We start from the raw sequence: 26891 nt of genomic DNA, 5'->3' as shown, positions 1-26891 counted from the left end.
CGGCTAAGCCACTGTTACTTAGTCCGATTTAATTACGCGTCTGCTCAGGCAGGCAGGCGGCGATCGACGCCAACACCAGCTCATGCCCTACGCCGCCGCGCACTTCCGCCGCACCGATCGCGGTCGGCAGCACCAGGCGCAGTTCACCCGCCAGCACTTTCTTGTCGCGCAGCATGTGCGGCAGATAGGATCCCGGCGTCATTTCCTGCGGCCCGCAGACCGGCAAGCCGGCGCGCAGCAGCAGCGTTTTGATGCGTTCGATATCTTCAACGGAGAACTGGCCGAGACGGTGCGCGGTTTCCGCCGCCATCACCATGCCGGCAGCCACCGCTTCGCCGTGCAGCCATACGCCGTAGCCCATTTCGGCTTCGATGGCGTGGCCGTAAGTATGGCCCAGATTCAGCAAGGCGCGCAGGCCGCTTTCGCGTTCGTCGGCAGCCACCACCTCGGCCTTGAGCTCACAGCAGCGGCGGATACAGTAGGCCAACGCCTGCATATCCAGCGCCATCAGCGCATCGATGTTGTTTTCCAACCAGACGAAGAACTCGCGATCGAGGATGATCCCGTATTTGATGACTTCTGCCAGGCCGGAAGAGAGTTCACGCGTCGGCAAGGTTTCCAGGCAATCCAGATCAACCACCACCGAAGCGGGTTGATAGAAAGCGCCAATCATGTTTTTGCCGAGCGGGTGGTTGACGGCGGTCTTGCCGCCCACGGAAGAGTCCACCTGCGACAACAACGTGGTGGGAACCTGAATAAAGCGCACGCCGCGTTGGTAGCACGCGGCGGCAAAGCCGGTCAGATCGCCGACAACGCCGCCGCCGAGGGCGATCAGCGTGGTATCACGCCCGTGCGGTTTTTCCAGCAGCGCCGAAAACACCTGCTCCAACACCGCCAGAGATTTGTACTGCTCACCATCGGGAAGGATCACCTGATCCACCACGACGCCGCCCTGCTCCAACACCTGCCGGACACGCTCCAGATAAAGCGGCGCCAGGGTCTGGTTGGTGACCAACATCGCTTGCTCACCCGCCTTCAACGGCATAAAAGAAGCCGGATCGTTAAACAATCCGGCGGCGATGGTAATCGGGTAGCTGCGCTCCCCAAGCGTTACAGTAATTCTCTCCATGTCGCGCTCAGTTCTCTGTATGGTGCGGCGGTGGTTGATCCCCGCTGCGGCGGGGAACACAAATCAGTTTTCCGCATTGGCCGACGGCGAACGCGGAAAGCGGCAATCAGTTGCTTTCCAGCATGTTGATGATCTGGTTGGCAACCACTTTAGCGCTCTGATCGTCGGTGCGGATGGTGACATCGGCAATCTCTTCATACAACGGATTGCGCTCTTTCGCCAAGGCTTCCAGCACTTCACGCGGCGGAGAATCGACCTGCAGCAGCGGGCGTTTTTTATCACGCTGGGTACGAGCAAGCTGCTTCTCGATCGTGGTTTCCAGATAGACCACCACACCGCGCGCGGACAGACGGTTGCGCGTTTCGCGCGACTTCACCGAACCGCCGCCGGTCGCCAACACAATCCCTTGTTTTTCCGTCAGTTCATTAATGACTTTTTCTTCACGATCGCGGAAACCTTCTTCCCCTTCCACGTCGAATACCCAGCCCACGTCAGCTCCGGTACGTCGCTCAATTTCTTGATCGGAGTCGAAGAACTCCATATTGAGTTGCTGAGCTAACTGACGGCCAATAGTGCTTTTGCCGGCACCCATAGGCCCAACCAGAAAGATATTGCGTTTCTCTGCCATGTTTTTCGGTATTACTAAGACAATTCGTTAATGTTAACCCGCCCCGCCAATCAAATCAGCGGCGGGACCTAAACTGAAACCTCATGAGCGATAGTGCGAGATCAGACGAAAAATTATCTCAACACTCTTGGTAGTTTGGCAACCGAATAAATCGCAATCCACGCCGCGGGAGGGAAACCATATGTTTTTAACGGCGTCTTGACGCTAACAAAAAACCTCGGTGCTCAATTCGGTAACCCTTGTAAGCTAAATCGGCCGCAGCGTCAAACGCAGATCCCCCCAAGGAGATAAAAAAGTGTATCTGCTCATCAACTTTAGGAGATTTGCCGCCCGGCCGACAGGCCGCCGCTTATCCCTTAATCAGGGTCGGCGTAATGAAGATCACCAGCTCGCGTTTTTTCTGTTGTGCGCCGCTTTGTCGGAACAAGCCTCCCAATAACGGCACATCCCCCAACCCCGGCACCTTGTCCGCCGTCTTGCCGCTATGCCGTTGAAAAATACCGCCGAGCACCAGGGTTTCACCGTTTTTCACCGTGATCTGCGTCTTAATCTCCTGTTTATCGATGGTCAGTGCCTCACCCGCCCCGCGGCTGATGGCGCGCCCCGGCATATTTTGGCTGATGTGCAGCGTCAGCGTGATGCGCCCGTCCGGCAACACTTTCGGTGTCACCTCCATGCCCAGCACCGCCTCTTTGAACTCGATGGCAGTCGCACCGCTGGCGCCGCTTGACACTTCGTAAGGGATCTCGGTTCCCTGCTTGATACTGGCGGTTTGCAGGTGCGCCGTCAGCAGGCGTGGACTGGCGATGATCTCCACCTGATTCTCCTGCTCCAGCGCCGTCAGCTCCAGGCTCAGCAAACGCCCGCTGATGCGCGCCAGATGGAAACCGGCGTTCACCGCGCTGCGCTCCAGCGGCAGGTTGACACCGACATTGCCCGGCCGCAACGGCCGCGCCGGCCTGTCGTCGGGCGCCAACCCCCAACGCACGCCAAGCTCACGCAGGCTTTCGCGGTTGATGGTCACGATATGCGCCGCCAGTTGCACCTGCGCCAGCGGCGCGTCCATTTCCGTTATCCGCTTTTTCAACTGCGTCAGGATTGGCGCGGTGTCGCGCAGCAGCAGCGTATTGGTGCGTTTATCCGCCAACACGCTGCCACGCTCGCTCAGCAACGCGCCACGTTGGGCGTTGAGGCTTTCGGCAATTTCCGCCGCATCGCCGTTCTGTAACGTCAAGGTCAGGCTATGCAGCGGTTGCCGCTGCGCCAACGCCTCTCGCTGCTGCCTTTTTTCCTGTGCGTCCGGCTCCGGCGAGATCAGTATCACGTTGCCTTCCCGCGTCATCGCCAGTTTGCCCATGCGCAGGGTCAACGCCAGCGCCTGCGGCCAGGGCACATTCTCCAGCCGCAGCGTCAGGTTGCCGCTCACGCCGGGCGCGGCGATCAGGTTCATCTGCCGATAATCCGCCAACGCCTGCAGGATGACCGTGACCGGCGCATCCTGAAATTCCAGGGAAACCCGCTGCTTATCCTGCGCCTGCGCGGTGCCGAGCGCCAGGCACCACAGCGCCAAGCCCAATCCAACACATCCTTTCATGGTTTGCCATCCTTGTTGTCCATCATGAGCGAGACGTCGCCCTGGCTCGCCGGGCAATCTGGTTCGGCCGTCAGCGCCGTTAACGTCAGGCTACGCGCCTGCACCTGCGTCACCTGCCAGCGCTCGGACAGCACCCGTTGCTGCGGCCGCAGGCGCAACCATTGCCCCGCCGGCGTCACCACCCAGCCATAGCGCAGCGTCGGTTGCCCGATGACGCCTTTCAGTCGCCAGCCCGCCGGCGACGCCTCCGTTTGGGCACAAGCAGGCATCGGCAGCGGCGCAAACGGGTCGCGCGGCTCAGCGCACAATGCCCATGGCCATAGCAACCACCACCAACGGCAGGGCCTTTTACTCATTGGGCTGATCCTCGGTGGCATCCTGCAAAACCAACCGCGCCGTCATGCCAAGGGACGGCGTCTCCACGCTCAGCTGCTCAAGGCGTACATCGGTGGGCAGCGTCTCCAGCAGCGCCAGCAAACCGGCGTAGTCAATGCGCAAGCTCAGCGTTTGCCGCGGCGGTTTTTCCTGCCGCTGCCAGCGCAACAACGCGCCTCCCGCCCGTTGCAGCACGCTCGCCAGATCGCCGGTGGTGGACGGAGGTAGCGGCGCCGCCGGGATAGCGGTTTCCGGCACCTCGTCCAGTTGGCGTTGCACCATGGCGATCTGTTGCAACAGACGCTGTTGCCGCTCCGCCGCGCTTTCCCGCTGACGCCATTCGTCTTGCAACATCCAGCCGCCGCCCAACAGCGCCAACGTGCCGATACCCAACCCTTGCGACAGCAGTAATAGCCAGCCCGGCAAGCTCAGCCAGAGACGCAGCCCGGATGACAAACGGTTATCCATCACGCCCCCACTGCGCCGCCAGATGAAAGGTGTACAGGCCGTCGTCGCGTTGCGCCACCTCAGCCAAACGCAACCGCGGCAACGCAGGCATCCCCGCCAGCCGCCGTTCGAACTGCGTGATGGCCGCAGGAGAGCGGCTCAATCCACGCAGCCGCAGGCCGTTCACCGCATCACTCTCCATCGCCGTAAGCCACAGCGGTGGAGGAATGCTGGAGGACAATTGCTGCAGCAGCTGAAAATAACGCCGGTTATGTTGGGCGTTGCTCGCCTGCCGTTCGGCGCGGGCGCGGTGCAGCGCCCGCTGCGCCCGCTCTTGCTGTTGCTGACGGGCGAGCAACGTCAGTGCCGCCAGCTCTTCACCCAGCATCGCCAGCCGCGCCTGCCGCTGCGCCTGTTGGTGACGCAACTGGCCGGCGACCAGGAACAGCGCCAGCAGCAGTGCCGTTAGCTGCAACAGCAGCACGCCCAACCAAAAATAGCCGCGTCGCCGCTCGCGGCGTTGTCGCCAGGGCAGAAAGTTGACCTGATACATCAGCGATCCTCCTCGCGCAGCGCCAGGCCACCGGCCAACGCGAACGCCGAAGGATGCGCAGGCAACGGCGGACGCAGCTGCGTGAAGGCGCTGAGCGGCGACCAGGCAAGGCAACCGGCGGGCAAGGCACCTGCCAGCACGCTGCCGGCATAGATGGGCCGATCGTCGCCCGCCGGCATCTGGGCTTGCAGCGCCCGCAGCGCCTGCGCGTCATCGTCGCCCGGCGCCAGACCAAAGGCGAACGCGCCGTCAGCCGGCGCCACCCACAGCCATTCTCGTTCGAGACGGTGCATTAGCCCCGCGGCGGGCGGCACGCCTGCCGCCGTCGCCATCATCCGCAGCGCGCAGGGGGTGATATCGACCGCTTGCGGATGCAGGCCAGCCTGACGCAGACAATGCAGCCACTGCTGCAGCTCCTGCCGCCGCGCGGCGGTCAGCAACAGCGCCGCCTCATCCGCCGGCGCGGTGCGATAGTCGAGCGCCAGCGTCTGGCCGTCGAGCGGAAACTGCTTCACACCGTGGCCGCCGATATAGTCGCTGCGTTCCGGCTCGCGCAGCCGCGCGTCCGGCTGCGCCATGCGTTGCTGCAACACGCGCTGCGCCGGCAGGGCAATGCGTAAGGAAATATGTCGCGGCAGTTGGACGCGCCATTGCCGCAGCGCCCGGATAAGAAATTCGGAAGGTTCCAGACAGCCATCGCGTAAAACCGCCTGCGGCAGCGCCTGCTGCCACCAGTGGCGCAACTGCCAGCCGTTGCGGCGGCGTTGAGCCGCCACCGCCCGCACGCAGTCGATTTGTATATCCAGCCCCACCTGCCATGCTTGAGGGAACATGTTTCGCAAGCCTCCATAACATCAGATGATAAAAGAACATATCCATGTCGCAGGCTTGCCTTTATACTACCGCGCGGTTGTTTATAAACTGCCCAAATGACTTAGAAATGGGAAATCTCAGGTGAAGTTCGTAAAGTATTTACTAATCCTTGCAGTATGTTGCATCGTGCTGGGAGCAGCCTCGATTTTCGGCTTGTACAAATATGTCGAGCCGCAGCTGCCCGACGTCGCAACGCTGAAAGATGTGCGGCTGCAGATACCGATGCAGGTCTACAGCGCCGATGGCGAACTGATCGCCCAATACGGCGAGAAACGCCGCATTCCGCTGAAACTGGATCAAATTCCGCCGGTGATGGTGCACGCATTCATCGCCACCGAAGACAGCCGTTTCTATGATCACCATGGCGTCGATCCGGTCGGCATCTTCCGCGCCGCCTCCATCGCGTTGGTCTCCGGCCACGCTTCGCAGGGGGCCAGTACCATTACCCAACAGCTGGCGCGTAACTTCTTCTTAAGCCCGGAACGCACCCTGATGCGTAAAATCAAGGAAGCCTTCCTGGCGGTGCGCATCGAGCAGATGCTCACCAAGGATGAAATCCTTGAGCTGTATCTGAACAAGATCTATCTGGGTTACCGCGCCTACGGCGTGGGCGCCGCCGCGCAAGTCTATTTCGGCAAAGACGTCAGCCAGCTGACCCTGAGCGAAATGGCGACCATCGCCGGCCTGCCGAAAGCGCCATCCACCTTCAACCCGCTCTATTCGCACGATCGCGCCGTTGCCCGTCGCAACGTGGTGCTGTCGCGCATGCTGGACGAACACTACATCACGCAGGCGCAGTACGATCAGGCGCGCTCCGAAGACCTGGTCGCCAATTACCATGCGCCGGAAATCAGCTTCTCCGCGCCGTATCTCTCCGAGATGGTGCGTCAGGAGATGATCAAGCGTTACGGTGAAAACGCCTATACCGATGGTTACAAGGTTTACACCACCGTCACCAAACGGCTGCAGCTGGCGGCGCAGGAGTCGGTACGCAACAACGTGCTGGCCTATGACATGCGCCACGGTTACCGCGGCCCATCCAACGTGTTGTGGAAAGTCGGCGAAGCGGCCTGGGATCGCAAACAGATTGTCGATTCGCTGAAAAACCTGCCGAACTACGGCCCGCTGGCGCCGGCGGTGATCACCGCCGCCAACCCGCAGGAAGCGACGGCGATGCTGGCCGACGGCAGCAGTATTGCCCTGCCGATGGCGACCATGCGCTGGGCACGCCCATACCGTTCGGACACTCAGCAAGGCCCAACGCCGAAACGCGTCACCGACGTAGTGCAGGCCGGCCAGCAAGTGTGGGTGCGTAAAGTGAACGAAGCCTGGTGGTTGTCGCAGGTGCCGGACGTCAACTCGGCGCTGGTCTCTATCAACCCGAACGACGGCGCGGTGAAAGCGCTGGTTGGCGGCTTCGACTTTAATCAGAGCAAGTTCAACCGCGTCACGCAGGCCCTGCGTCAGGTGGGCTCGAACATCAAACCGTTCCTGTACACCGCCGCGATGGATAAAGGCCTGACGCTGGCCACCATTCTGAATGACTTGCCGATTACCCGTTGGGATGCCGGCGCCGGCACCGACTGGCGGCCGAAGAACTCGCCGCCGACCTACGACGGCCCGATTCGCCTGCGACAGGGGTTGGGGCAATCGAAGAACGTGGTGATGGTGCGTGCGATGCGCGCGATGGGCGTCGACTACGCGGCGGAATATCTGCAGCGCTTCGGCTTCCCGGCGCAGAATATCGTGCATACCGAATCGCTGGCGCTGGGGTCCGCCTCCTTCACCCCGATGCAGCTGGTTCGCGGCTACGCGGTGCTGGCGAACGGCGGTTACCTGGTCGATCCGTACTTCATCACCAAAATTGAAGACGATAACGGCAATACGGTGTTCGAAGCCAAACCGAAAGTGGTGTGCGGCAGCTGTAACCTGCCGGTGATCTACGGCGATACCCACCGTTCGGCGGTGCTGTCCGACGACAACATCGAAAACGTCGCCACCTCGCAGGAAGGCAACAACAGCACGGTGCCGATGCCTCAGCTGGAGCAAGTCACCCCGGCTCAGGTACAGCAGGACGGCGACCAACAGTATGCGCCGCACGTCATCAGCACACAGCTGGCCTTCCTTATCCACGACGCGCTGAACAGCAACATCTTCGGCGAACCGGGTTGGATGGGTACCGCCTGGCGCGCCGGCCGCGATCTGAAACGTCATGATATCGGCGGCAAAACCGGTACCACCAACAGTTCCAAGGACGCCTGGTTCTCCGGCTATGGCCCGGATACCGTGACCTCGGTGTGGATCGGTTTCGACGATCACCGCCGCGACCTGGGCCGTTCGACGGTATCCGGCGCCATCCCGGATCAGATTTCCGGCGGTGAAGGCGGTGCCAAGAGCGCCCAGCCGGCGTGGGACGACTTTATGAAAACCGCGCTGGAAGGCATCCCAGAGCAGAAAGTCACGCCGCCGCCGGGCATCATCAGCGTCACCATCGACAAGAGCAGCGGCAAGCTCTCTGGCGGTGGCGGCGGCAGCCGTTCCGAATACTTCATCGAAGGAACGCAGCCGACGGATTACCCATCGCGCGATACCGGCACCACGTTGACCGATCCGGGCGGCGAAAGCCACGAGCTGTTCTGATCGAAAAGGGCCAGAGAAATCTGGCCCTTTTTTTATTCGGCGTGAAGCGTATCAGCGCGACGCGCGCAAAAATGCCTCGGAAAGGAACAGCGCGCTGACGTTGCGCGCCTCGCGGAAATCCGGTTCCGCCAGCAGCGCCATCATGTTGGCGATCGGCCAGCGCACCTGCGGCAAGGGCTCCGGTTCATCCCCTTCCAGGCTCTGCGGATAGAGATCGTGCGCCAGCACGATATTCATTTTGCTGGAAAAGTAGGACGGCGCCATCGTCAGCTTACTGAGAAAATCAAAGCGTTTCGCGCCGTACCCCACCTCTTCCATCAGCTCGCGGTTGGCCGCCTCCAGCACCCCTTCACCGGGATCGATCAGCCCTTTCGGGAACCCCAGCTCATAGGATTCGGTGCCGACCGCATATTCGCGGATCAGCAGCAGGTCATCGCCAATCACCGGCACGATCATCACCGCTTCGCGATCCGAAGGCCGCATGCGCTCATACACCCGCCGAACACCGTTGCTGAATTCCAAATCGACCGACTCGACGTTAAATAAACGCGAACGCGCGACCGTTTCCACTTTCAGAATTTTAGGTTTTTGCAGGTGTTTATCCATGATTGCCTCAAAGAGGTTACCCAGGCGCGGACGGGGCAACCGAAAAAATGATTGGCGTAACGCACGGCTCATTGGCGCTCAAACGCTGACCAAATTCGATCCTGATCACATTGTGCGTTAAGGGCAAGCTCCGCCGCAACGCGCATGAACAGTAATTTACTTTCTTTTAACAAGCGTAGCCAGCGGCCGGCGATTTTCCGTACTGATTCAGCAAACAGCGCGCAAGAAAATAGGATAATACCGATATCGACGACAGAGGCCGGTTGCTAGTATCACGCAGGCAAGAATCAGTGATAAAATGGCCTTGCGTCATGAAGGAATGAGATCCAGAGCGAGAATCTGTTTGTTCCCTCATTAGTTCTGGGTGCCTCCTGGCGGTTTACTCCGTATAATATTCAGCTTTTCATCAGGTTGGCGAAATTCACGGGTGTGAGATGGGGATTGCATGAGCACAATAGTGTTGATATTGGCCTTAGTGCTTGTCTGCCTGATTGCCGCCGGCCTGTACCTGTGGTTCAAGGCCCGCAACCCGTCGGCGCTGGCGCACGCATTGCCGTTTATCAAGCCTGCCCACCGCAAGCTGACCGACGAAGAGCGCGCCGCGGTCGAGTTCTATCTCAGTCAGCAAAACAAACTGAGCAACAAACTGTTGCCCGGCGGCGGCGCTACGCTGCCCGCGGCCAAGCTGGCGCTCACCCCGCAAAGCGATAACGTATATCCGGTCACGCACGCCATCACCCGCTACGGGCTGGCCAGCGACGATCCCAATAAATGGCGCTATTACCTCGACGCGGAAGAGGTGCATCTGCCGCCGTTTTGGGAACCCTATATCACCGCCGACAACCATGTGGAAGTGATCAGAACCCAGACGCTGCCGCTGGTGATTTCGCTCAACGGGCACTCGCTGAAAGATCACATTCACGACCGGCCGCAGCCGCCGGTGGTGGCCGCCACGCCGACCAAAAACGCGTCCATCCGCAAGGAAGAGAGCGAGCATGTCGAGCTGGTCAATATTCGCAAGGAAACGCCGGAAGAGCATGCGCTGAACCGGCCGAACGGCATCCGCGAAGCCGTCATCATCTCCGCCGCACTGCTGCTGCTGTTCTTCAGCCTGATAAGCCCGGTGCTGGTTATCCCCTGGATGATTTTTGTGGCGGTGCTGATGATCGCCTGGGGATGCTGGAACCTGTTCCGCCGTCCGGCATCGCGTGAGCTGAAAGAGATCCACTGCCTGCGCGGCACGCCGAAGCGCTGGGGCCTGTTCGGCGAGTCCGATCAGGGGCAGATCAGCAACATTTCGCTCGGCATCATCGATCTTATCTACCCGCCGCATTGGCAGCCGTACCTGACTCAGGATCTGGGCAAGACCACCGATGTGGACGTCTACCTCAATCGGCAGGTAGTGCGCCAGGGGCGCTTCCTCTCGCTGCATGACGAAGTGAAGAATTTCCCGCTGCAGCAGTGGGGCCGCAACGCGGTGCTGGTCGCCAGCTCGGCGCTGGTACTGCTGTTGCTGTTGATCTATATCCCGCTCAACCTGCCGCTGACCCTCAGCATGGCCTGGCTGCAGGGTGCGCAAAAAGTGGAAGTGACCAGCGTGCAGGCCCTGGAAGCCACGCCGCTGCGCATCGGCGACACGCTGAAAGTGCGCGGCAGCGGCATGTGCTATGTGCCGCCGCCGGCCAACGGTGGCGGCACCGTCAATTTTGCGCCGTTCGACTGCTCCGGCATCTATTGGAACAACGCCGCCCCGCTGCCGCAGCCGGAATCGGAAGTCATAGACAAAGCGACGGCCCTGCTGGCCACGGTCAACAGCCAGCTGCATCCGAGCGGCGCCGATCAGAAGGTCAACCCGCAGCTGGCCAGCGCCATCGAGAAATCCGGCATGATCCTGTTGGATGACTTCTCTGATATCGTTTTGAAAACGCAGGATTTATGTCAGGCAGAAAACGACTGCGTGCGGTTAAAAAACGCCTTGGTCAACCTGGGCAACGCCAAAAACTGGAGCGGCCTGATGAAACGCGCCAGGTCCGGCGCGCTGCAAGGCGTCAACGTCCTGCTGCGCCCGGTGAGCGCCGAGTCGCTGGAAAGCCTGACCAAAGTGGCCACGTCATCGTTCATCTTCAATGAAACGCGCCTGGCCGCCGCGGCGCTCAACAGCCCGCCACCGGGCGGTTTCCTGATCCGCAGCGACGAAGGCCGCCAACTGGTCAGCCACCCGCAATCCTCGGTGCCGCAAAGCGAATACAACGCCCTCGACCAGTGGAATGAACTGCAGCGCCTTTCCACTCTGCTGTTGCATACCCCGTTCCAGGCCCAGGGGGTGATCACCAGCCTCAGCGTCGATGCCAACGGCACCCGCCACGTGGCGCTGCACAGCGAACCGGACATGATCACCCTGTGGCGCTACCTCGGCACCAGCCTGCTGTTGCTGGCGGTGGTCGTCAGCCTGGGCTATAACGCCTGGCGGCTGGTGCAGCGTCGGCGCATAAATCAACACCGCGTCGCCGATATCCAGCGTTACTACGACAGCTGCTTCAACCCGCAGCTCAATCCGATGTCGATGCGGCCGATGCCCTGAACCTGACGCCGGGGCCTCCGCCCTGTCATCTGCTTATGCTACGCTAACGCTATTATTCTCATCTGCGGACCGCCCGTCGGTTCGCCCGTGGAGTTTTTATGGTTCCCGAGTTTGATTGGCCGCAGATCGATACCGTGCTGCTGGATATGGACGGCACCTTGCTGGATCTGGAATTCGACAGTCACTTTTGGCTCAGCCTGGTGCCGCAAGCGCTGAGCGAAAGGCGCGCCATTCCGTTTGATGAAGCCCGCAATATTATTGAGCGGGAATATCAGGCGGTGCAGCACACCATGAATTGGTATTGCTTCGATTACTGGAGCGAGCGGTTGGATCTGGATATCTACCGCATGACCAGCGAAGTGGGCAGCCGCGCCCGGCTGCGCGAGGACACCGAGCCATTTTTACGGGCGCTGCGCGGTGCCGGCCTGCAAACCATTTTGCTGACCAACGCCCATCCGCACAGCCTGGCGGTGAAAATCGAGCATACCGGTCTGGATCGGCACCTTGATTTATTGTTTTCCACCCACACATTTGGTTATCCGAAAGAAGATCAGCGTCTGTGGCAGGCGGTGCAACAGCACACCGGGTTCAACCCGCAGCGCACGCTGTTCGTCGACGACGGCGAGCCGATCCTCGACGCGGCGCGCACTTTCGGCATTCGTTACTGCCTGGGCGTGCAAAACCCGGACTCCAGCACGGCGGAGAAAAGCTTCCAGCGCCATCCGTCGATGCGCGACTATCGCCTGCTGATACCGGCGCTGGCCAAGGGGGAAGCATGAAGGAAAAAGCGACGCGCGACGACGCGGTCCGGCTGGATAAGTGGCTGTGGGCCGCACGCTTCTACAAGACCCGCGCGCTGGCGCGCGAAATGATCGACGGCGGCAAGGTGCATTACAACGGCCAGCGTGGCAAGCCGAGCAAGATTGTCGAACTTAACGCCGAGCTCAAGCTGCGGCAGGGCAACGAAGAACGTACGGTGATCGTGCTGGCGCTGACCAGCCAACGCCGCGGCGCCAGCGAGGCGCAGCAAATGTATCAGGAAACCGAAGCCAGCATCGCCAACCGCGAAAAAATGGCGCTGGCGCGCAAGATGAACGCGTTGACCATGCCGCATCCGGACCGTCGTCCGGACAAAAAGGAGCGGCGCGACCTGATGAAATTTAAATTTGGTGAGCCGGAATAACCCCTCACCGCAATGAGAGAAGATTATGTCCAACCATGACCAATTGCACCGTTACCTGTTTGAAAACTACGCGGTGCGCGGCGAGCTGGTTACCGTCAGCGAAACCTATCAGCAGATCCTGAATAACCACGACTACCCGGCGCCGGTGCAAAAGCTGCTGGGTGAACTGCTGGTCGCCACCAGTCTGCTGACCGCCACCTTGAAGTTCGACGGCGACATCACCGTTCAGCTGCAAGGCGACGGCCCGCTGAAGCTGGCGGTGATCAACGGCAACAATCGCCAGGAGATGCGCGGCGTTGCGCGCACCCAGGCGCCTATCGCCGACGACAGCACCTTGCATCAGATGATCGGCAACGGCGTCATGGTCATCACCATTTCCCCGACGGAAGGCGAGCGCTATCAGGGCGTTGTCGGCCTGGAAGGTGAAACCCTGGCCGAATGCCTGGAAGCCTACTTCCGCCAGTCCGAACAGCTGCCAACCCGCCTGTTCATCCGCACCGGCGAAGCGGAAGGCAACGCCGCGGCGGCCGGCATGCTGCTGCAGGTGCTGCCGGCGCAGGGCGGCAACCTCGATGATTTCGATCATCTGGTGCAACTGACCAACACGGTCAAAAGCGAAGAGCTGTTCGGCCTGCCGGCCAACGAAGTGTTGTACCGCCTGTACCATCAGGAAGAGGTCACCTTGTACGAACCGCAGGACGTGCAGTTCCGCTGCACCTGTTCTCGCCAGCGTTGCGCCGACGCGCTGCTGACCCTGCCGACCGACGAAGTGGCGGACATGCTGGAGCAGGACGGCAATATCGACATGCACTGCGACTACTGTGGCAGCCACTATGTCTTTGACCCGGTTGATGTTGCCGCGCTGTATGCGGGTAACACCGGCGAAAGCGACCAGTTGCACTAAGTTACACCCTTTCGGCGGGCGCGCCCGGCGCCCGCCAACGCCCGCCGTTTGCACGTTTGCTTTTTTCCGTGTGCTATCTCTCAGATCGTAACGAAATACCGCCTAAAACGTTAAATATTTGATACCCATCGCGGTTACGCACCGTTAGATCCCTACAATTGCCGCCAGAAATTCTGTGACCAAGGAGTAGTAACATGCGCGTTAAAGGTATAACCCCTCAGGATCTGGCCGCTTACGGCATTCACGACGTCAGCGAAATCGTTCACAACCCGAGCTATGAACTGCTGTTTAAGGAAGAAACAGACCCATCTCTGGAAGGTTTTGAGCGTGGGGTAGTCACCAAGCTGGGTGCCGTCTCCGTCGATACCGGCATCTTCACCGGCCGCTCGCCGAAAGACAAATACATCGTCCGCGACGACATCACCCGCGATACCGTGTGGTGGGCCGATCAGGGCAAAGGCAAGAACGACAACAAACCCCTCAGCCCGGAAGTGTGGGCCGATCTGAAACACCTGGTCACCGAACAACTGTCCGGCAAGCGCCTGTTCGTGGTGGATACCTTCTGCGGCGCCAACGCCGACTCGCGCCTGAAAGTGCGCTTCATCACCGAGGTGGCCTGGCAGGCGCACTTCGTGAAAAACATGTTTATCCGCCCGAGCGACGAAGAGCTGGCTGACTTCGAACCGGACTTCGTGGTGATGAACGGCGCCAAATGCACCAACCCGAACTGGCAGCAGCAAGGCCTGAACTCGGAGAACTTCGTCGCCTTCAACCTGACCGAGCGCATGCAGCTGATCGGCGGCACCTGGTACGGCGGCGAAATGAAGAAAGGCATGTTCTCGATGATGAACTACCTGTTGCCGCTGAAAGGCATCGCCTCGATGCACTGCTCGGCCAACGTGGGCGAGAAAGGCGACGTGGCGGTGTTCTTCGGCCTGTCCGGCACCGGCAAGACCACCCTCTCCACCGATCCTAAGCGTCAGTTGATCGGCGATGACGAGCACGGCTGGGACGACGACGGCGTGTTCAACTTCGAAGGCGGCTGCTACGCCAAGACCATCAAGCTGTCTGAAGAAGCCGAGCCGGACATCTACCACGCCATCAAACGCGATGCGCTGCTGGAAAACGTCACCGTGCTGGCCGACGGCAGCATCGACTTCAATGACGGTTCGAAAACCGAAAACACCCGCGTTTCTTACCCGATCTATCATATCCAGAACATCGTCAAGCCGGTGTCCAAGGCGGGTCACGCCACCAAGGTGATCTTCCTGACCGCCGACGCTTTCGGCGTGCTGCCGCCGGTATCGCGTCTGACCGCCAACCAGACTCAGTACCACTTCCTGTCCGGCTTCACCGCCAAACTGGCCGGCACCGAGCGCGGCGTAACCGAACCGACGCCAACCTTCTCCGCCTGCTTCGGCGCCGCGTTCCTGTCGCTGCACCCGACGCAGTACGCCGAAGTGCTGGTGAAACGCATGCAGGCCGCCGGCGCCCAGGCTTACCTGGTCAACACCGGCTGGAACGGCACCGGCAAACGCATCTCGATCAAAGATACGCGCGGCATCATCGACGCCATCCTGAGCGGTGAGATCGACAAGGCGGAAACCGTCACTCTGCCGATCTTCGATCTGGCGATGCCGACCGCGCTGCCGGGCGTGAATCCGGAGATCCTCGATCCGCGCAATACCTACGCCAGCCTCGAGCAGTGGCAGGAAAAAGCGCAGGATCTGGCCGAGCGCTTCATCACCAACTTCGACAAATACACCGACACGCCTGCGGGCGCCGCGTTGGTCAGCGCCGGCCCGAAGCTGTAATTCGGTAGCATTACCTCTTCAGCTAAGGCGCGGATCCCGCGCCTTTTTTTATTTCAATTGATTGCTTTTTAATCGGCAAGACGAGAAAATAAGTCAATGCAATCATTGATAGCAAAGGAGGTTTAAATGGCGACTATCACCGTCAGAAATCTGGACGACGAAATCAAAGAGCTGCTGCGTATCTCAGCGGCGAAAAACGGCCACTCCATGGAAGAGGAAGCGCGCATGATCCTGAAACAGGCGCTGGTGAAAAAGCCGCCGCGCTATGGATTGGGTACCTGGATGCATCAGCACTTCGCCGAATTCGGCGGCGTTGAGCTGGAGATCCCACCGCGTGACGCCGTGCCGCCACGCATCGTCACCTTTGATGATGAAGATGACAACGCATGATCATTATCGACACCAACGTCATTTCAGAAACGCTGCGTCCCAGCCCGTACTACAACGTCATTAACTGGTTAAATGAAAAGGACAATGACGAGCTCTATCTCAGCGCCATTGTCCTCGCCGAACTGTTCAGCGGCGTGGCCTGCATGCCTGACGGCAAGCGCCAGCGGGATCTCAAGCTGAAATTGGCAGACGCCATTGAATTGAAGTTCGAGGGGCAGATATTGCCGTTTGATGGGCTATGCGCGATGCAATACGCGGAATTGACGGCAAGGAATCGGCTGCTGGGTAAAGCGATGAGCATGCCGGATACCCAAATCGCCGCCACCTGCCTGCATTACGGCGCCGCCCTGGCCACCCGCAATACTAAAGACTTCCTCCACTGCGGCATCGAGTTAATCGATCCGTGGCAGGCGCCGACCGGCCGTCGGTTGCATGAAGATGCGGCGGAATACTACGTGATGAGCAGAAAGTCCTGACGGGGCCGCAGCGGCGCGGCCCACACCAGAGGTCAGGCGTTTTCCCTGGCCGTTTGATGGCCGTTGGTCGACTCTTTTTTCTCCATCGGCAACGGAATATACGCGCGGATCAACAGCCCGCCGCGCTCGCTGGTGCCGATATCCAGTTCGCCGTCATGCGCGTCGATAATGCGCTGCACGATCGCCAGCCCCAGACCGGTGCCGCTGGTGCTGCGCGCGCTGTCACCGCGTACGAACGGCTGCAACAGGTGCTTCAACTCGTCCGGCTTGATGCCCGGTCCGTCATCTTCCACCTGGAACCAACCGCGCTGCAGCTCACGGCCGCTGCTGACCTTGATCCAGCCGTTGCCGTAACGCGCCGCGTTCACCACCATATTCACCGCCGCCCGCTTAATCGACAGCGGATGCACATTCATCATCAGCTCGCCCGGCGACAGCGCGGTTTCAATCACCCGCTCATAGCCGCTCTCGGCCGCGACCACTTCGCCTAAAATGGCGTTCAGATCGCTGCTTTCGGTCGGCATTTCCTGCCCGGTGCGCAGATAATCGATGAACTGCTCGATGATGGCGTTGCACTCTTCGATGTCTTTATTGATCGACTCGGCCAGATAGCCGTCTTCGGCGCTCATCATCTCCGTCGCCAGCCGGATGCGCGTCAACGGCGTGCGCAGGTCGTGGCTGACCCCGGCCATCAGCAACGTGCGGTCATCCGCCAGCTGCTTGACGCCCGACGCCATCTGATTGAATGCGCGAGTCACCGACCGCACTTCGGAAGCGCCATACTCGCGCAGCGGCGGCGGAATAATGCCCTTGCCCACCTGCAGCGCCGCATGTTCCAGCTCCACCAGCGGGCGGTTTTGAATACGAATAAACAGCCAGGCGCCGCCGATCGCCAGCAGCATGATCGCCAGCGTATAGCGGAACAGCGGCGAGAAGTCGCCCTGGTGGATTTCCGTCAGCGGCACGCGCACCCAGATATCGGGCTGCAGCCAGGTTTTCAGCCACACCACCGGGGAGTTCTTGTTCACCTCCACCCGCACATCGGTCGGCCCGCCGAGCTGCTGCGCCATCTGCTGGCTGAGGAACTGGTAGTGCTGCGCCCAGCGCAGGCCGCTCTCCTCCGCCGCCGAGTTGGTGTAGAGAGAGATGCCCAGTTCGCGGTAGATCTCACGGCGGAACGCCGGCGGCACTTCCAGCAACGTGCCGTCTTCCAGCTGCAGCCGATCGGTCATCAGCATACGCACTTCGTAGGCCAATACCTTGTTGAACTGCTGCAGGCTGGGCAGGATGGCGAAGTTCAGCACCACCAGATAGGTCGTCACCAGGCTGACGAACAGCAAGGTGACGATCAACAACAGGGTTCGGGCAAACGAGCTACGCGGTGAAAAGCGCAATCGCCTCATGCCTTGCTGCCGTCCGGTACGAAGACATAGCCGAGACCCCACACGGTCTGGATATAACGCGGATGCGCCGGATCTTCTTCAACCATGCGGCGCAGGCGAGAGATCTGCACGTCGATGGAACGCTCCATGGCGCTGTATTCGCGGCCACGCGCCAGGTTCATCAGCTTATCGCGCGACAGCGGTTCACGCGGGTGGCTGACCAGCGCCTTCAGTACCGCGAACTCGCCGCTGGTCAACGGCATCGGTTCGTCTTCGCGGAACATCTCGCGCGTGCCGAGGTTCAGTTTGAATTTGCCGAACGCGATCACCGCCTCTTCCTGCGAAGGCGCGCCCGGCAGTTCGTTCGCCTGGCGGCGCAGCACCGCGCGGATACGAGCCAACAGCTCACGCGGGTTGAACGGTTTAGGAATGTAGTCGTCGGCGCCGATTTCCAGCCCCACGATGCGATCGACCTCTTCGCCTTTGGCGGTGACCATAATGATTGGCATCGGGTTGCTCTGGCTGCGCAGGCGGCGGCAGATGGACAGGCCGTCTTCGCCCGGCAACATCAGATCGAGCACCATCAAATGGAAGGATTCACGAGTCAGCAAGCGATCCATTTGCTCAGCGTTGGCAACGCTGCGAACCTGGAAGCCCTGCTCGGTTAAATAACGTTCTAAAAGCGCGCGCAGGCGCATGTCATCATCGACAACCAGGATCTTATGATTCTCTTGCATGGTATTACTCCCAAAGGCTTTATTGCCTGACTCGAATATTGTTAGAAAACCTTGCCATTTGAGACAGCGTTTAATGGTATGTATTCTAGACGAAATTGTTACAAAGCTTATTCTTTTCCCCATTTATCAACAATTTTCAGTGAATGTCGACGGGGGTTCGTTAAAATTTCGCCCTTTATCGGCGCAATGTGGGGTGACGGCCCAATTTTGCACAATTTCGCCACCGGCGAATCGACCGGTGGCGTTTAGCTGTCGGATCAGGAAGTCTGCAGGAAACGCGCCAGCTGCCGGCGCAACTGCCGGTTCTCTTGCTGTAGGGCGTCAACCCGGTCGAGCAGCGTTAGCGCCATGGCGATCCCCGGCCAATCCAGATCCAGCTCGGCCCGCAGCCTGCGTGCGCGCTGCAGATGGCTCAGCGCCGGATAATCAAACTCCCAGCGCGGCTGCGCCGGCTCCAGCGGCACGATAACGCCCAGGCCGACGATCTCGACCAATTCATCCTCTGAAATCTCCACCCGCTGGCACAGTTCCACCACGGTGAATGTGATCTCTTTTTTCATCATGTGCTTTACTCCCATTCCGCGCGCGGGTTGAACGCCGCCTGTTCAGCCAGTTCTCGCCACAGGGCGCTGGCCTTCTCGTTCGGCTTCGGCGGCATCACCACCTTGAGAATGACATACAGATCGCCGGGCTCTTTCTTGCCCGCCAGCCCTTTGCCCTTGACCCGCAGCCGTTTGCCGCTCTGGCTGCCGGCCGGCACGGTCAACGCGATTTTGCCGGTCAGCGTCGGCACCTCGATGCTGGCCCCCAGCGCCGCTTCCCACGGGGCGAGCGGCGCCACGATGCTCAGGTTGTGGCCGTCGATCTCAAACAGCGGGTGCGGCGCGAGGCGGATAACCAGATACAGGTCACCGTTCTGGCCGCCGCCCACGCCGGCAACGCCCTGCCCCTTGAGGCGAATGCGCTCGCCGTCGCCCACGCCGGCCGGAATTTTCACGTTCAGCGTCTTGCTGGCTTCGCTTACCTGCCGCCCCAGTTCGTCGTACACCGGCAGCGTGTAGGAGATCTCGCGGCTTTGACCATGCAGCGTTTCCTCGAGGAACAGCGGCACCTCCATCTCCAGATCCTGGCCGCGGAAGCCATGCCCGCCGTGCGAGTGCGAAGCAGAGCGATGCCCGCCCGCCGCCCGCCCGCCGAACATGCTTTCGAAGAAATCGGAGAAGTCTTGCGCGTCGGCGCCGCCGCCGTGCCATGAAGCGCTCTGCTGATAGCCGCCGCGATCGCCGCGCGCCTGGCGGCCAAAGTTCGGATCGTTGCGGTGCAGCCGGATCTGATCGTACTCGGCGCGGCGCTCCTCGTCCTTCAGCACCTCATAGGCTTCGGCCACTTCCTTGAACTTGCTTTCGGCATCGTCTTCAGTGCTCACGTCAGGGTGATATTTACGCGCCAGCCGACGGTAGGCCGTTTTGATGGTTTTCAGATCGGCGTTGGGCTCAACGCCCATCGTGGCGTAGTAATCTTTAAATTCCATGCGGTAATACCTTCAATGTGTTGGGTTGTGCGCCAAAATTCCTTGTCTCTCTCACCAGATATCCTCCTTTCGTCACATTCCTTTTCCGCTACGCTAAGCATACTCCCGATCGTTAAAAGCTGTGCAAACTGAATAAAAACCGTGCGACAAGGCACAGACCCGCGCGCCATTTCTAAAGCCCCCCGCATTCACGTACACTGTGGCGGTGGCCCCATAAAGATAAATCACGATGAGAACTCAACTGATAACCCGTGAAGGGTATGACAAGCTCAAACAAGAGCTGGATTACCTCTGGCGCGAAGAACGCCCCGAGGTGACCAAGAAAGTGACCTGGGCCGCCAGCCTGGGCGACAGAAGCGAAAACGCCGATTACCAGTACAACAAGAAGCGGCTGCGCGAGATCGATCGCCGCGTCCGCTATCTGACCAAATGCCTGGAGCAGTTGAAGATCGTCGATTATTCACCGCAGCAGGAAGGCAAAGTGTTCTTCGGCGCCTGGGTCGAGGTGGAGAACGAAGACGGCGAAACCAAACGCTTTCGCATCGTCGGTTACGACGAGATTTTCGGCCGCAAGGATTACATCTCCATCGATGCGCCGATGGCGCGCGCCCTGCTGAAAAAAGAGGTCGGGGACGTCGCCACCGTCAATACCCCGCTGGGCGAGGCGCAGTGGTACGTTAACGAGATAAACTACCCGAAGTAAGCTTTCAGCTTTTTCCTAACCGCCGCCAACGCCGCCGTCTGCGCTGTTCTCCATGCCGCGGCCGCGCGGCGGCGGCCCGCTTCGCTGGCATTTTCCCCGATCAATCCGTATAACTGTCCCCTGTTTATTCACCGATCTCAATACAGATACCAGACCTATGAATGACCCACTGAGCCGCATTATTGCAACAGAACTGCAGGCCCGGCCGGAGCAAGTCGACTCCGCCATCCGTCTGCTGGATGAAGGTAATACCGTGCCCTTTATTGCACGCTATCGTAAGGAAGTCACCGGGGGCCTGGACGACACCCAACTGCGCCAGCTGGAAACCCGCCTGGGTTATCTGCGTGAACTGGAAGATCGTCGCCAGACCATCCTGAAGTCGATCGATGAACAGGGCAAACTGACTGAACAATTGGCGGGGGCGATCAACGCCACGCTGAGCAAGACCGAACTCGAAGACCTCTACCTGCCGTACAAACCGAAGCGCCGCACCCGTGGCCAGATCGCCATCGAAGCCGGCCTGGAACCGCTGGCGGATACGCTGTGGCAGGATCCGCAACAGCAGCCGGAACAACTGGCTGAACGCTACGTCGACGCCGACAAGGGCGTGGCGGACGTGAAAGCCGCCCTCGACGGCGCGCGCTATATCCTGATGGAGCGCTTCGCCGAAGACGCCGCGCTGCTGGCCAAGGTGCGCGACTACCTGTGGAAAAACGCCCATCTGGTGTCCAAAGTGGTCGAAGGCAAGGAAGAAGAAGGCGCCAAGTTCCGCGACTATTTTGATCACCACGAACCGATTTCTCAGGTGCCTTCACACCGCGCGCTGGCGATGTTCCGCGGCCGCAACGAAGGCGTGCTGCAGCTGGCGCTGAACGCCGATCCGCAGTTTGAGGAAGCGCCGCGCGAAAGCCAGGCGGAGCTGATCATCATCAATCACCTCAACCTGCGCCTGAACAACGCCCCGGCCGACGCCTGGCGCAAGGCGGTGGTTAACTGGACCTGGCGCATCAAGGTGTTGCTGCACCTGGAAACCGAGCTGATGGGCACGGTGCGCGAGCGCGCGGAAGATGAAGCAATCAACGTTTTCGCCCGCAACATGCATGATCTGCTGATGGCCGCGCCGGCCGGCATGCGCGCCACCATGGGCCTCGATCCGGGCCTGCGCACCGGGGTGAAAGTCGCCGTGGTCGACGCGACCGGCAAACTGGTCGCCACCGACACCGTCTACCCGCACACCGGGCAAGCGGCGAAAGCCGCCGCCATCGTCGCGGCGCTGTGCATCAAACACAACGTGGAGCTGGTGGCCATCGGCAACGGCACCGCTTCACGTGAAACCGAGCGCTTCTATCTCGACCTGCAAAAGCAGTTCGGCGACGTCCGGGCGCAAAAAGTGATCGTCAGCGAAGCGGGCGCGTCGGTGTATTCCGCGTCTGAACTGGCGGCGCAGGAATTCCCGGATCTCGACGTATCGCTGCGCGGCGCGGTGTCCATCGCTCGCCGCCTGCAGGATCCGCTGGCGGAGCTGGTGAAGATCGACCCGAAATCCATCGGCGTCGGCCAGTATCAGCACGACGTCAGCCAGAGCCAGCTGGCGAAGAAACTGGACTCGGTGGTGGAAGACTGCGTAAACGCCGTCGGCGTCGATCTGAACACCGCGTCGGTGCCGTTGCTGACCCGCGTGGCCGGCCTGACGCGCATGATGGCGCAGAACATCGTCAACTGGCGCGACGAGAACGGCCGCTTCAGCAACCGTGAACAGCTGCTGAAGGTCAGCCGTCTGGGGCCGAAGGCCTTCGAACAGTGCGCCGGCTTCCTGCGCATCAACCACGGCGACAACCCGCTGGATGCTTCTACCGTTCACCCGGAAGCCTATCCGGTGGTGCAACGCATCCTGGCCGCCACCGAGCAGGCGCTGCAGGATCTGATGGGCAACGCCTCCGCAGTGCGCAGCCTGAAAGCGGTTGATTTCACCGACGACAAGTTCGGCGTGCCGACGGTCACCGACATTCTGAAAGAGCTGGAGAAGCCGGGCCGCGATCCGCGTCCGGAGTTCAAAACCGCCACCTTCGCCGAAGGCGTGGAAACCCTCAACGATCTGCAGCCGGGCATGATCCTGGAAGGCTCGGTGACCAACGTCACCAACTTCGGCGCCTTCGTGGATATCGGCGTGCATCAGGACGGCCTGGTGCACATCTCCTCGCTGGCGGACAAATTCGTCGAAGATCCGCACACCGTGGTGAAGGCCGGCGACATCGTCAAAGTGAAGGTGATGGAAGTCGATCTGCAGCGTAAACGCATTGCGCTGAGCATGCGCCTGGATGAGCAACCGGGCGAGGGTTCACCGCGTCGCGGCGGCAACGCGCCTGCCCAGACGCGCGACAATGCCAACCGTTCGGCAGGCGGCAACAAGGCCAAACCGCGCAACGCGGCGCCGGCCGGCAACAGCGCCATGGGCGACGCGCTGGCGGCGGCATTCGGCAAGAAACGCTAAGTCGGAACCGACAGGGCGGAGCCTGCTCCGCCCTTTCCGATGAATAAAACTTGCGGCATTTCTTGACCCGCCTCAATAAACCGTTATCTTTTTATTTCCCGTTCCTGCGTGACCGCGCTCCCATTATTCAGGCAACAAAAATTTCTTCTGCAGCCATTTATTAACAACTTTGTTAACACGCATTTTTCATCTCGCCAATTGTGAGAGAAACACAAATGGTTACCGCTCGCATTACGGCGGAATAATGTTATCGAATTGCTTTTCAGCGGAAATAAATAAAGGGAAAAAACCCTCGATATTTGCAAACGAGAAAACTCGGCTACAAATACGCAACTGATTTAACTCGCCATTCTCATTTGTTCCCCATCGCAAGCGGTGGTAAAACGTCATTAATCAAGACGACACAACCAAAAACTGTCGACGCCATAATAATTGGTTACAATACCCCTATCTTTTGTATTGAATGCGATAATGATAATTACTATTATTTGCGCTCACTTTATTGCATGACCTTATGGATGAATACCGCCGACGGCGTGGCATTTTCGCCGGCAACGTCCAATTATCATCAGCCCGATGTTCATCGGCACCCGGAAGGTTAATCACATGCAGCTTCAACCTAAACACACATATAAGATTGTCGGCTTTTCCGGTGAAATTGCGCCGGCCTACCGCCAGAAACTGTTATCGCTCGGCATGCTGCCCGGCTCTTCGTTCGACGTGGTGCGCGTCGCGCCGCTGGGCGATCCGATAGAAATAAAAACTCGCCGCGTCAGCCTGGTGCTGCGCAGGAAGGATCTGGCGCTGCTGCAGCTCGACGGCCAGTCCTGAACCGGCGCACCTCCATTTGCCGACGCGCCCTTGCGCCGGCGCGGCTCTCCTTGAAGACGACACGCAGAACTATGAAAAAACTCACCATCGGCTTAATCGGTAACCCGAACTCCGGCAAAACCACGCTGTTCAACCAGCTGACCGGCGCACGCCAACGGGTCGGCAACTGGGCGGGCGTGACGGTCGAACGCAAAGAAGGCCATTTCACTACCCCGCAGTCCGACGTGCGGCTGGTCGATTTGCCCGGCACCTACTCCCTGACCACCATTTCAGAGCAAACCTCGCTCGATGAGCAGATCGCCTGCCACTACATTTTGAGCGGCGACGCCGATCTGCTAATCAACGTGGTCGACGCCTCCAACCTGGAGCGCAATCTCTACCTGACGCTGCAGCTGCTGGAGCTGGGCATTCCCTGCATCGTGGCGCTGAACATGCTCGACATCGCCAAAAGCCAGCATATCGATATCGACGTCGCCGCGCTGTCGGCGCGCCTCGGCTGCCCGGTAGTGCCGATGATCTCCACCCGCGCCGACGGTATCGGCGTGCTGAAACAGATGATCGACAATCATCGCATCAACGAACAGCAGGCGCTGGTGAACTACCCGCCGTTGCTGCTGAAAGCGGTCGCCACGCTGAGCGACGCCATGCCGCAAACGCTGCCGGCGGTGCAACGCCGCTGGCTGGCATTGCAGATGCTGGAAGGCGACATCTACAGCCACCGGCTGGCCGGTCCCGCCGTCGCGCTGTTGCCTGCGGCCATTCAGGCGTTGCAACAGCAGCAGCAAGAAGACCCGGCGCTGGTGATCGCCGACGCGCGCTACCAGTCTATCGCCACCCTGAGCGACGCGGTCAGCAACTCGCAGCAGGCGATGCCCAACCGCCTGACCGACATGCTGGATAAAGTGATCCTCAACCGCTGGCTGGGCGTACCGATCTTCCTGTTGGTGATGTACCTGATGTTCCTGCTGGCGATCAACATCGGCGGCGCGCTGCAGCCGATCTTCGATATCGGCTCGGCGGCGATCTTCATTCAGGGCATTCAGTGGCTCGGCTACACCCTGCACTTCCCCGACTGGCTGACCGTTTTCCTGGCGCAGGGCGTCGGCGGCGGCATCAACACCGTGCTGCCGCTGGTGCCGCAGATCGGCATGATGTACCTGTTCCTGTCGTTCCTGGAAGACTCCGGCTACATGGCGCGTGCGGCATTCGTGATGGATCGCCTGATGCAGGCGCTCGGGCTGCCGGGCAAATCCTTTGTGCCGCTGATCGTCGGTTTCGGCTGCAACGTGCCGTCCATCATGGGCGCCCGTACGCTGGACGCCCAACGCGAGCGCCTGATCACCATCATGATGGCGCCGTTCATGTCCTGCGGCGCCCGGCTGGCGATCTTCGCGGTGTTTGCCGCCGCCTTCTTTGGCCAGGACGGCGCAGGGGTGGTGTTCTCGCTGTACATGCTCGGCATCGCGGTGGCGATTCTCACCGGCCTGGTACTCAAATACACCCTCATGCGCGGCGAAGCCTCGCCGTTCGTGATGGAGCTGCCGGTTTACCACGTGCCGCACCTGAAAAGCCTGCTGCTGCAAACCTGGCAGCGGTTGAAAGGCTTCGTGTTGCGCGCCGGTAAGGTGATCGTGGTGGCCAGCATATTCATCGGCGGCCTGAACAGCTTCTCGTTCAGCGGCAAAACGGTCGACAACATCAACGACTCCGCGCTGGCCACGGTTTCCAAGGTGCTGACGCCGTTGCTGCAGCCGATGGGCGTCCACCGCGATAACTGGCAGGCCACCGTCGGCCTGGTGACCGGCGCGATGGCGAAAGAAGTGGTGGTCGGCACGCTGAATACGCTGTATACCGCCGAGCACATCAACAAAGAGGCGTTCGACGCCGCCAACTTCAACCTGCTCGATGAGCTGGGCGGCGCGCTGCAGGAAACCTGGGACGGCCTGAAAAACACCTTCAGCCTGAGCGTGCTGTCCAACCCGATCGAAGCCAGCAAGGGCGACGGCGAGATGGGCGTCGGCTCGATGGGCGTGATGAGCAGCAAATTCGGCTCCGGCATCTCCGCCTACAGCTATCTGATCTTCGTGCTGCTGTATGTGCCCTGCGTCTCGGTGATGGGCGCCATCGCCCGCGAATCAAGCCGCGGCTGGATGACATTCTCCATCCTGTGGGGGCTGAATGTGGCCTACTCGCTGGCGACGCTGTTCTACCAAGCGGCGACCTTCAACCAACACCCGCAGTACAGCCTGACGGCGATCCTGGCGGTGCTGCTGGTGAATCTGCTGGTGCTGTTCGGCCTGCGCCGGGCGCGCAGCCGCGTCACGGTTCGCCTGGGCAACGCCACGCCAGCGGCCTGTTGTCAGGGCGCCAAAGGGAGCTGTCACTGATGGCCGGGCTGCTGCAGTTGCGCGATGCGCTGGCGCTGCGCGGCAGCGCCCAGGCGCAGCAGCTCAGCCAATCGCTGGCGACGCCGCTGCCGCTGGTGCAGGCGATGCTGGATCGTTTGACGGCGATGGGGAAAGTGGAGCGCATCGAACAGGATGACGGCGCCTGTTTGAGCGGCGGCTGCAAAAGCTGCCCGCAGGGCCAGGGGTGCAGCACGGTGTTCTATCGACTGAAAGCCTGAAGATAAGGGGCGCCAATGACGGGCGCCCCATTACCGTTCAAGGCTTATTGTTTGTCTTTGTAAACTTCGGCGATGGCGCTGAATTTACCGTGTTCGCGGCCTGCCAGGATCACGTAGTATTGACCGCCCTTTTCGTCAGCCAGTTTGGACAGCTCTTCCTTGGCGTCCATCGGTGACGTGGTTTCCGCCGTCGTGGTGACGGTGCCGATCTTCTCGTATTTACCCGGGTTCTTATCCAGATCTTCCTTGGTCAGCAGGGTTGCCGCCATGGAGCCGAAAGACACCGAACCCAGCACTGCCGCTGCAATAATCATCTTCAATGATTTCATGACACTAACCTCTCAATGGATAATTTATCTGTTATGAAAGCCGTCAAAAATCCATGCGTAGTACCGCA

General features: G+C 60.3%; 26 protein-coding genes. 13 read left to right on the top strand and 13 right to left on the bottom strand.

The genetic code is table 11. From position 1 onward, the window contains the following. Nucleotides 1–28: 28 nt before the first annotated feature. The 7 genes from aroB to pilM form a co-directional block, all read right to left on the bottom strand. Nucleotides 29–1129, bottom strand: coding sequence for a 3-dehydroquinate synthase (aroB, locus tag ACJ8OK_RS20400; protein WP_442530916.1), 1101 nt, complete (start codon nucleotides 1127–1129; stop codon nucleotides 29–31). Between the two features lie 106 nt (nucleotides 1130–1235). Next, nucleotides 1236–1757 carry a shikimate kinase AroK gene (gene aroK, locus ACJ8OK_RS20395; RefSeq protein ID WP_004391482.1) on the bottom strand — a complete coding sequence of 174 codons (522 nt, stop codon included), beginning with the start codon at nucleotides 1755–1757 and terminating at the stop codon, nucleotides 1236–1238. 349 nt (nucleotides 1758–2106) lie between these two features. Then, complete coding sequence (hofQ, locus tag ACJ8OK_RS20390; protein WP_074469418.1) at nucleotides 2107–3351, bottom strand: DNA uptake porin HofQ; 1245 nt, start codon at nucleotides 3349–3351, stop codon at nucleotides 2107–2109. Continuing rightward, on the bottom strand, nucleotides 3348–3707 hold the full coding sequence (locus ACJ8OK_RS20385; protein WP_442530915.1) for a HofP DNA utilization family protein: 360 nt from the start codon (nucleotides 3705–3707) through the stop codon (nucleotides 3348–3350). The genes hofQ and ACJ8OK_RS20385 overlap by 4 nt, the downstream gene beginning before the upstream one ends. Continuing rightward, nucleotides 3700–4194, bottom strand: a complete 495-nt coding sequence (locus ACJ8OK_RS20380) for a hypothetical protein (protein ID WP_033631914.1) — start codon at nucleotides 4192–4194, stop codon at nucleotides 3700–3702. The genes ACJ8OK_RS20385 and ACJ8OK_RS20380 overlap by 8 nt, the downstream gene beginning before the upstream one ends. Beyond that, complete coding sequence (locus ACJ8OK_RS20375; protein WP_004930306.1) at nucleotides 4187–4726, bottom strand: PilN domain-containing protein; 540 nt, start codon at nucleotides 4724–4726, stop codon at nucleotides 4187–4189. The genes ACJ8OK_RS20380 and ACJ8OK_RS20375 overlap by 8 nt, the downstream gene beginning before the upstream one ends. After that, on the bottom strand, nucleotides 4726–5559 hold the full coding sequence (gene pilM / locus ACJ8OK_RS20370; protein ID WP_033631912.1) for a pilus assembly protein PilM: 834 nt from the start codon (nucleotides 5557–5559) through the stop codon (nucleotides 4726–4728). The genes ACJ8OK_RS20375 and pilM overlap by 1 nt, the downstream gene beginning before the upstream one ends. Nucleotides 5560–5680: 121 nt before the next feature. Here pilM and mrcA point away from each other — a divergent pair, with 121 nt between their 5' ends. Next, the gene (gene mrcA / locus ACJ8OK_RS20365; RefSeq protein ID WP_031300057.1) at nucleotides 5681–8239 is read left to right on the top strand and encodes a peptidoglycan glycosyltransferase/peptidoglycan DD-transpeptidase MrcA; all 2559 of its coding nucleotides are present in this window, start codon (nucleotides 5681–5683) and stop codon (nucleotides 8237–8239) included. A gap of 51 nt (nucleotides 8240–8290) precedes the next feature. Here mrcA and nudE read toward each other — a convergent pair whose 3' ends face one another. Further along, on the bottom strand, nucleotides 8291–8845 hold the full coding sequence (gene nudE / locus ACJ8OK_RS20360) for an ADP compounds hydrolase NudE (RefSeq protein ID WP_015379304.1): 555 nt from the start codon (nucleotides 8843–8845) through the stop codon (nucleotides 8291–8293). 445 nt (nucleotides 8846–9290) lie between these two features. On the opposite strand from nudE, the gene ACJ8OK_RS20355 reads away from it, so the two are divergent. From ACJ8OK_RS20355 to ACJ8OK_RS20325, 7 genes are all read left to right on the top strand, one after another. After that, the gene (locus tag ACJ8OK_RS20355) at nucleotides 9291–11426 is read left to right on the top strand and encodes an intracellular growth attenuator family protein (RefSeq protein ID WP_015379305.1); all 2136 of its coding nucleotides are present in this window, start codon (nucleotides 9291–9293) and stop codon (nucleotides 11424–11426) included. Nucleotides 11427–11524: 98 nt separating this feature from the next. After that, on the top strand, nucleotides 11525–12205 hold the full coding sequence (yrfG, locus tag ACJ8OK_RS20350) for a GMP/IMP nucleotidase (RefSeq protein ID WP_004930298.1): 681 nt from the start codon (nucleotides 11525–11527) through the stop codon (nucleotides 12203–12205). Beyond that, complete coding sequence (hslR, locus tag ACJ8OK_RS20345; protein ID WP_004930296.1) at nucleotides 12202–12609, top strand: ribosome-associated heat shock protein Hsp15; 408 nt, start codon at nucleotides 12202–12204, stop codon at nucleotides 12607–12609. The genes yrfG and hslR overlap by 4 nt, the downstream gene beginning before the upstream one ends. 25 nt (nucleotides 12610–12634) lie before the next feature. Then, complete coding sequence (hslO, locus tag ACJ8OK_RS20340; RefSeq protein ID WP_442530913.1) at nucleotides 12635–13513, top strand: Hsp33 family molecular chaperone HslO; 879 nt, start codon at nucleotides 12635–12637, stop codon at nucleotides 13511–13513. A gap of 194 nt (nucleotides 13514–13707) precedes the next feature. Next, nucleotides 13708–15327, top strand: coding sequence for a phosphoenolpyruvate carboxykinase (ATP) (gene pckA, locus ACJ8OK_RS20335; protein WP_015379308.1), 1620 nt, complete (start codon nucleotides 13708–13710; stop codon nucleotides 15325–15327). 126 nt (nucleotides 15328–15453) lie between these two features. Continuing rightward, the gene (locus ACJ8OK_RS20330; RefSeq protein ID WP_004930730.1) at nucleotides 15454–15717 is read left to right on the top strand and encodes a FitA-like ribbon-helix-helix domain-containing protein; all 264 of its coding nucleotides are present in this window, start codon (nucleotides 15454–15456) and stop codon (nucleotides 15715–15717) included. Next, nucleotides 15714–16193: a type II toxin-antitoxin system VapC family toxin gene (locus ACJ8OK_RS20325; RefSeq protein WP_004930733.1), complete on the top strand. Its 480-nt coding sequence runs from the start codon at nucleotides 15714–15716 to the stop codon at nucleotides 16191–16193. Before ACJ8OK_RS20330 ends, ACJ8OK_RS20325 begins: the two co-directional genes overlap by 4 nt. Before the next feature lie 32 nt (nucleotides 16194–16225). Here the strand turns inward: ACJ8OK_RS20325 and envZ are convergent, their stop codons facing one another. From envZ to cbpA, 4 genes are all read right to left on the bottom strand, one after another. Beyond that, nucleotides 16226–17596, bottom strand: coding sequence for a two-component system sensor histidine kinase EnvZ (envZ, locus tag ACJ8OK_RS20320; protein WP_031300055.1), 1371 nt, complete (start codon nucleotides 17594–17596; stop codon nucleotides 16226–16228). After that, nucleotides 17593–18312 (bottom strand): osmolarity response regulator transcription factor OmpR, encoded by a 720-nt coding sequence (gene ompR / locus ACJ8OK_RS20315; RefSeq protein ID WP_004709363.1) that lies wholly within the window; start codon nucleotides 18310–18312, stop codon nucleotides 17593–17595. The genes envZ and ompR overlap by 4 nt, the downstream gene beginning before the upstream one ends. Nucleotides 18313–18569: 257 nt before the next feature. Further along, a complete protein-coding gene (locus tag ACJ8OK_RS20310; protein ID WP_004930739.1) occupies nucleotides 18570–18875 on the bottom strand; it encodes a chaperone modulator CbpM in 306 nt (101 codons plus the stop codon). 5 nt (nucleotides 18876–18880) lie between these two features. After that, a complete protein-coding gene (cbpA, locus tag ACJ8OK_RS20305; protein WP_015379312.1) occupies nucleotides 18881–19843 on the bottom strand; it encodes a curved DNA-binding protein in 963 nt (320 codons plus the stop codon). Between the two features lie 229 nt (nucleotides 19844–20072). On the opposite strand from cbpA, the gene greB reads away from it, so the two are divergent. The 5 genes from greB to ACJ8OK_RS20280 all read left to right on the top strand — a co-directional run bounded on the left by greB (nucleotide 20073) and on the right by ACJ8OK_RS20280 (nucleotide 26494). Beyond that, nucleotides 20073–20546, top strand: a complete 474-nt coding sequence (gene greB, locus ACJ8OK_RS20300; protein WP_004930745.1) for a transcription elongation factor GreB — start codon at nucleotides 20073–20075, stop codon at nucleotides 20544–20546. Between the two features lie 157 nt (nucleotides 20547–20703). Next, on the top strand, nucleotides 20704–23037 hold the full coding sequence (locus ACJ8OK_RS20295; RefSeq protein WP_033631907.1) for a Tex family protein: 2334 nt from the start codon (nucleotides 20704–20706) through the stop codon (nucleotides 23035–23037). A gap of 606 nt (nucleotides 23038–23643) precedes the next feature. Continuing rightward, the gene (gene feoA, locus ACJ8OK_RS20290) at nucleotides 23644–23868 is read left to right on the top strand and encodes a ferrous iron transporter A (protein WP_004930752.1); all 225 of its coding nucleotides are present in this window, start codon (nucleotides 23644–23646) and stop codon (nucleotides 23866–23868) included. Nucleotides 23869–23939: 71 nt separating this feature from the next. Further along, complete coding sequence (gene feoB, locus ACJ8OK_RS20285; RefSeq protein ID WP_060557875.1) at nucleotides 23940–26255, top strand: Fe(2+) transporter permease subunit FeoB; 2316 nt, start codon at nucleotides 23940–23942, stop codon at nucleotides 26253–26255. Next, complete coding sequence (locus ACJ8OK_RS20280) at nucleotides 26255–26494, top strand: FeoC-like transcriptional regulator (protein WP_015379315.1); 240 nt, start codon at nucleotides 26255–26257, stop codon at nucleotides 26492–26494. Before feoB ends, ACJ8OK_RS20280 begins: the two co-directional genes overlap by 1 nt. A 44-nt stretch (nucleotides 26495–26538) precedes the next feature. On the opposite strand, the gene ACJ8OK_RS20275 is transcribed toward ACJ8OK_RS20280, so the two are convergent. After that, on the bottom strand, nucleotides 26539–26823 hold the full coding sequence (locus ACJ8OK_RS20275) for a YdgH/BhsA/McbA-like domain containing protein (protein ID WP_004930765.1): 285 nt from the start codon (nucleotides 26821–26823) through the stop codon (nucleotides 26539–26541). Nucleotides 26824–26891: the final 68 nt, after the last annotated feature.

The organism is Serratia sp. CY71090 (genome assembly GCF_052166845.1).
GTDB lineage: Bacteria > Pseudomonadota > Gammaproteobacteria > Enterobacterales > Enterobacteriaceae > Serratia > Serratia nematodiphila.
Note: the sequence above shows the minus strand (reverse complement) of the source record. Positions and strands in the feature narration are given on the sequence as shown.

What these genes read in the sequence shown, in the direction of transcription:
- feoB (WP_060557875.1), top strand. Translation starts at nt 23,940, where the DNA reads ATGAAAAAACTCACCATCGGCTTAATCGGTAACCCGAACTCCGGCAAA.
- ACJ8OK_RS20325 (WP_004930733.1), top strand. Translation starts at nt 15,714, where the DNA reads ATGATCATTATCGACACCAACGTCATTTCAGAAACGCTGCGTCCCAGC.
- nudE (WP_015379304.1), bottom strand. Translation starts at nt 8,845, where the DNA reads ATGGATAAACACCTGCAAAAACCTAAAATTCTGAAAGTGGAAACGGTC.
- ACJ8OK_RS20310 (WP_004930739.1), bottom strand. Translation starts at nt 18,875, where the DNA reads ATGATGAAAAAAGAGATCACATTCACCGTGGTGGAACTGTGCCAGCGG.
- ACJ8OK_RS20280 (WP_015379315.1), top strand. Translation starts at nt 26,255, where the DNA reads ATGGCCGGGCTGCTGCAGTTGCGCGATGCGCTGGCGCTGCGCGGCAGC.
- cbpA (WP_015379312.1), bottom strand. Translation starts at nt 19,843, where the DNA reads ATGGAATTTAAAGATTACTACGCCACGATGGGCGTTGAGCCCAACGCC.
- ompR (WP_004709363.1), bottom strand. Translation starts at nt 18,312, where the DNA reads ATGCAAGAGAATCATAAGATCCTGGTTGTCGATGATGACATGCGCCTG.
- pckA (WP_015379308.1), top strand. Translation starts at nt 13,708, where the DNA reads ATGCGCGTTAAAGGTATAACCCCTCAGGATCTGGCCGCTTACGGCATT.
- hslR (WP_004930296.1), top strand. Translation starts at nt 12,202, where the DNA reads ATGAAGGAAAAAGCGACGCGCGACGACGCGGTCCGGCTGGATAAGTGG.
- hofQ (WP_074469418.1), bottom strand. Translation starts at nt 3,351, where the DNA reads ATGAAAGGATGTGTTGGATTGGGCTTGGCGCTGTGGTGCCTGGCGCTC.
- yrfG (WP_004930298.1), top strand. Translation starts at nt 11,525, where the DNA reads ATGGTTCCCGAGTTTGATTGGCCGCAGATCGATACCGTGCTGCTGGAT.
- ACJ8OK_RS20330 (WP_004930730.1), top strand. Translation starts at nt 15,454, where the DNA reads ATGGCGACTATCACCGTCAGAAATCTGGACGACGAAATCAAAGAGCTG.
- pilM (WP_033631912.1), bottom strand. Translation starts at nt 5,559, where the DNA reads ATGTTCCCTCAAGCATGGCAGGTGGGGCTGGATATACAAATCGACTGC.
- ACJ8OK_RS20355 (WP_015379305.1), top strand. Translation starts at nt 9,291, where the DNA reads ATGAGCACAATAGTGTTGATATTGGCCTTAGTGCTTGTCTGCCTGATT.
- greB (WP_004930745.1), top strand. Translation starts at nt 20,073, where the DNA reads ATGAGAACTCAACTGATAACCCGTGAAGGGTATGACAAGCTCAAACAA.
- ACJ8OK_RS20380 (WP_033631914.1), bottom strand. Translation starts at nt 4,194, where the DNA reads ATGGATAACCGTTTGTCATCCGGGCTGCGTCTCTGGCTGAGCTTGCCG.
- ACJ8OK_RS20295 (WP_033631907.1), top strand. Translation starts at nt 20,704, where the DNA reads ATGAATGACCCACTGAGCCGCATTATTGCAACAGAACTGCAGGCCCGG.
- ACJ8OK_RS20385 (WP_442530915.1), bottom strand. Translation starts at nt 3,707, where the DNA reads ATGAGTAAAAGGCCCTGCCGTTGGTGGTGGTTGCTATGGCCATGGGCA.
- aroK (WP_004391482.1), bottom strand. Translation starts at nt 1,757, where the DNA reads ATGGCAGAGAAACGCAATATCTTTCTGGTTGGGCCTATGGGTGCCGGC.
- hslO (WP_442530913.1), top strand. Translation starts at nt 12,635, where the DNA reads ATGTCCAACCATGACCAATTGCACCGTTACCTGTTTGAAAACTACGCG.
- ACJ8OK_RS20375 (WP_004930306.1), bottom strand. Translation starts at nt 4,726, where the DNA reads ATGTATCAGGTCAACTTTCTGCCCTGGCGACAACGCCGCGAGCGGCGA.
- ACJ8OK_RS20275 (WP_004930765.1), bottom strand. Translation starts at nt 26,823, where the DNA reads ATGAAATCATTGAAGATGATTATTGCAGCGGCAGTGCTGGGTTCGGTG.
- feoA (WP_004930752.1), top strand. Translation starts at nt 23,644, where the DNA reads ATGCAGCTTCAACCTAAACACACATATAAGATTGTCGGCTTTTCCGGT.
- aroB (WP_442530916.1), bottom strand. Translation starts at nt 1,129, where the DNA reads ATGGAGAGAATTACTGTAACGCTTGGGGAGCGCAGCTACCCGATTACC.
- envZ (WP_031300055.1), bottom strand. Translation starts at nt 17,596, where the DNA reads ATGAGGCGATTGCGCTTTTCACCGCGTAGCTCGTTTGCCCGAACCCTG.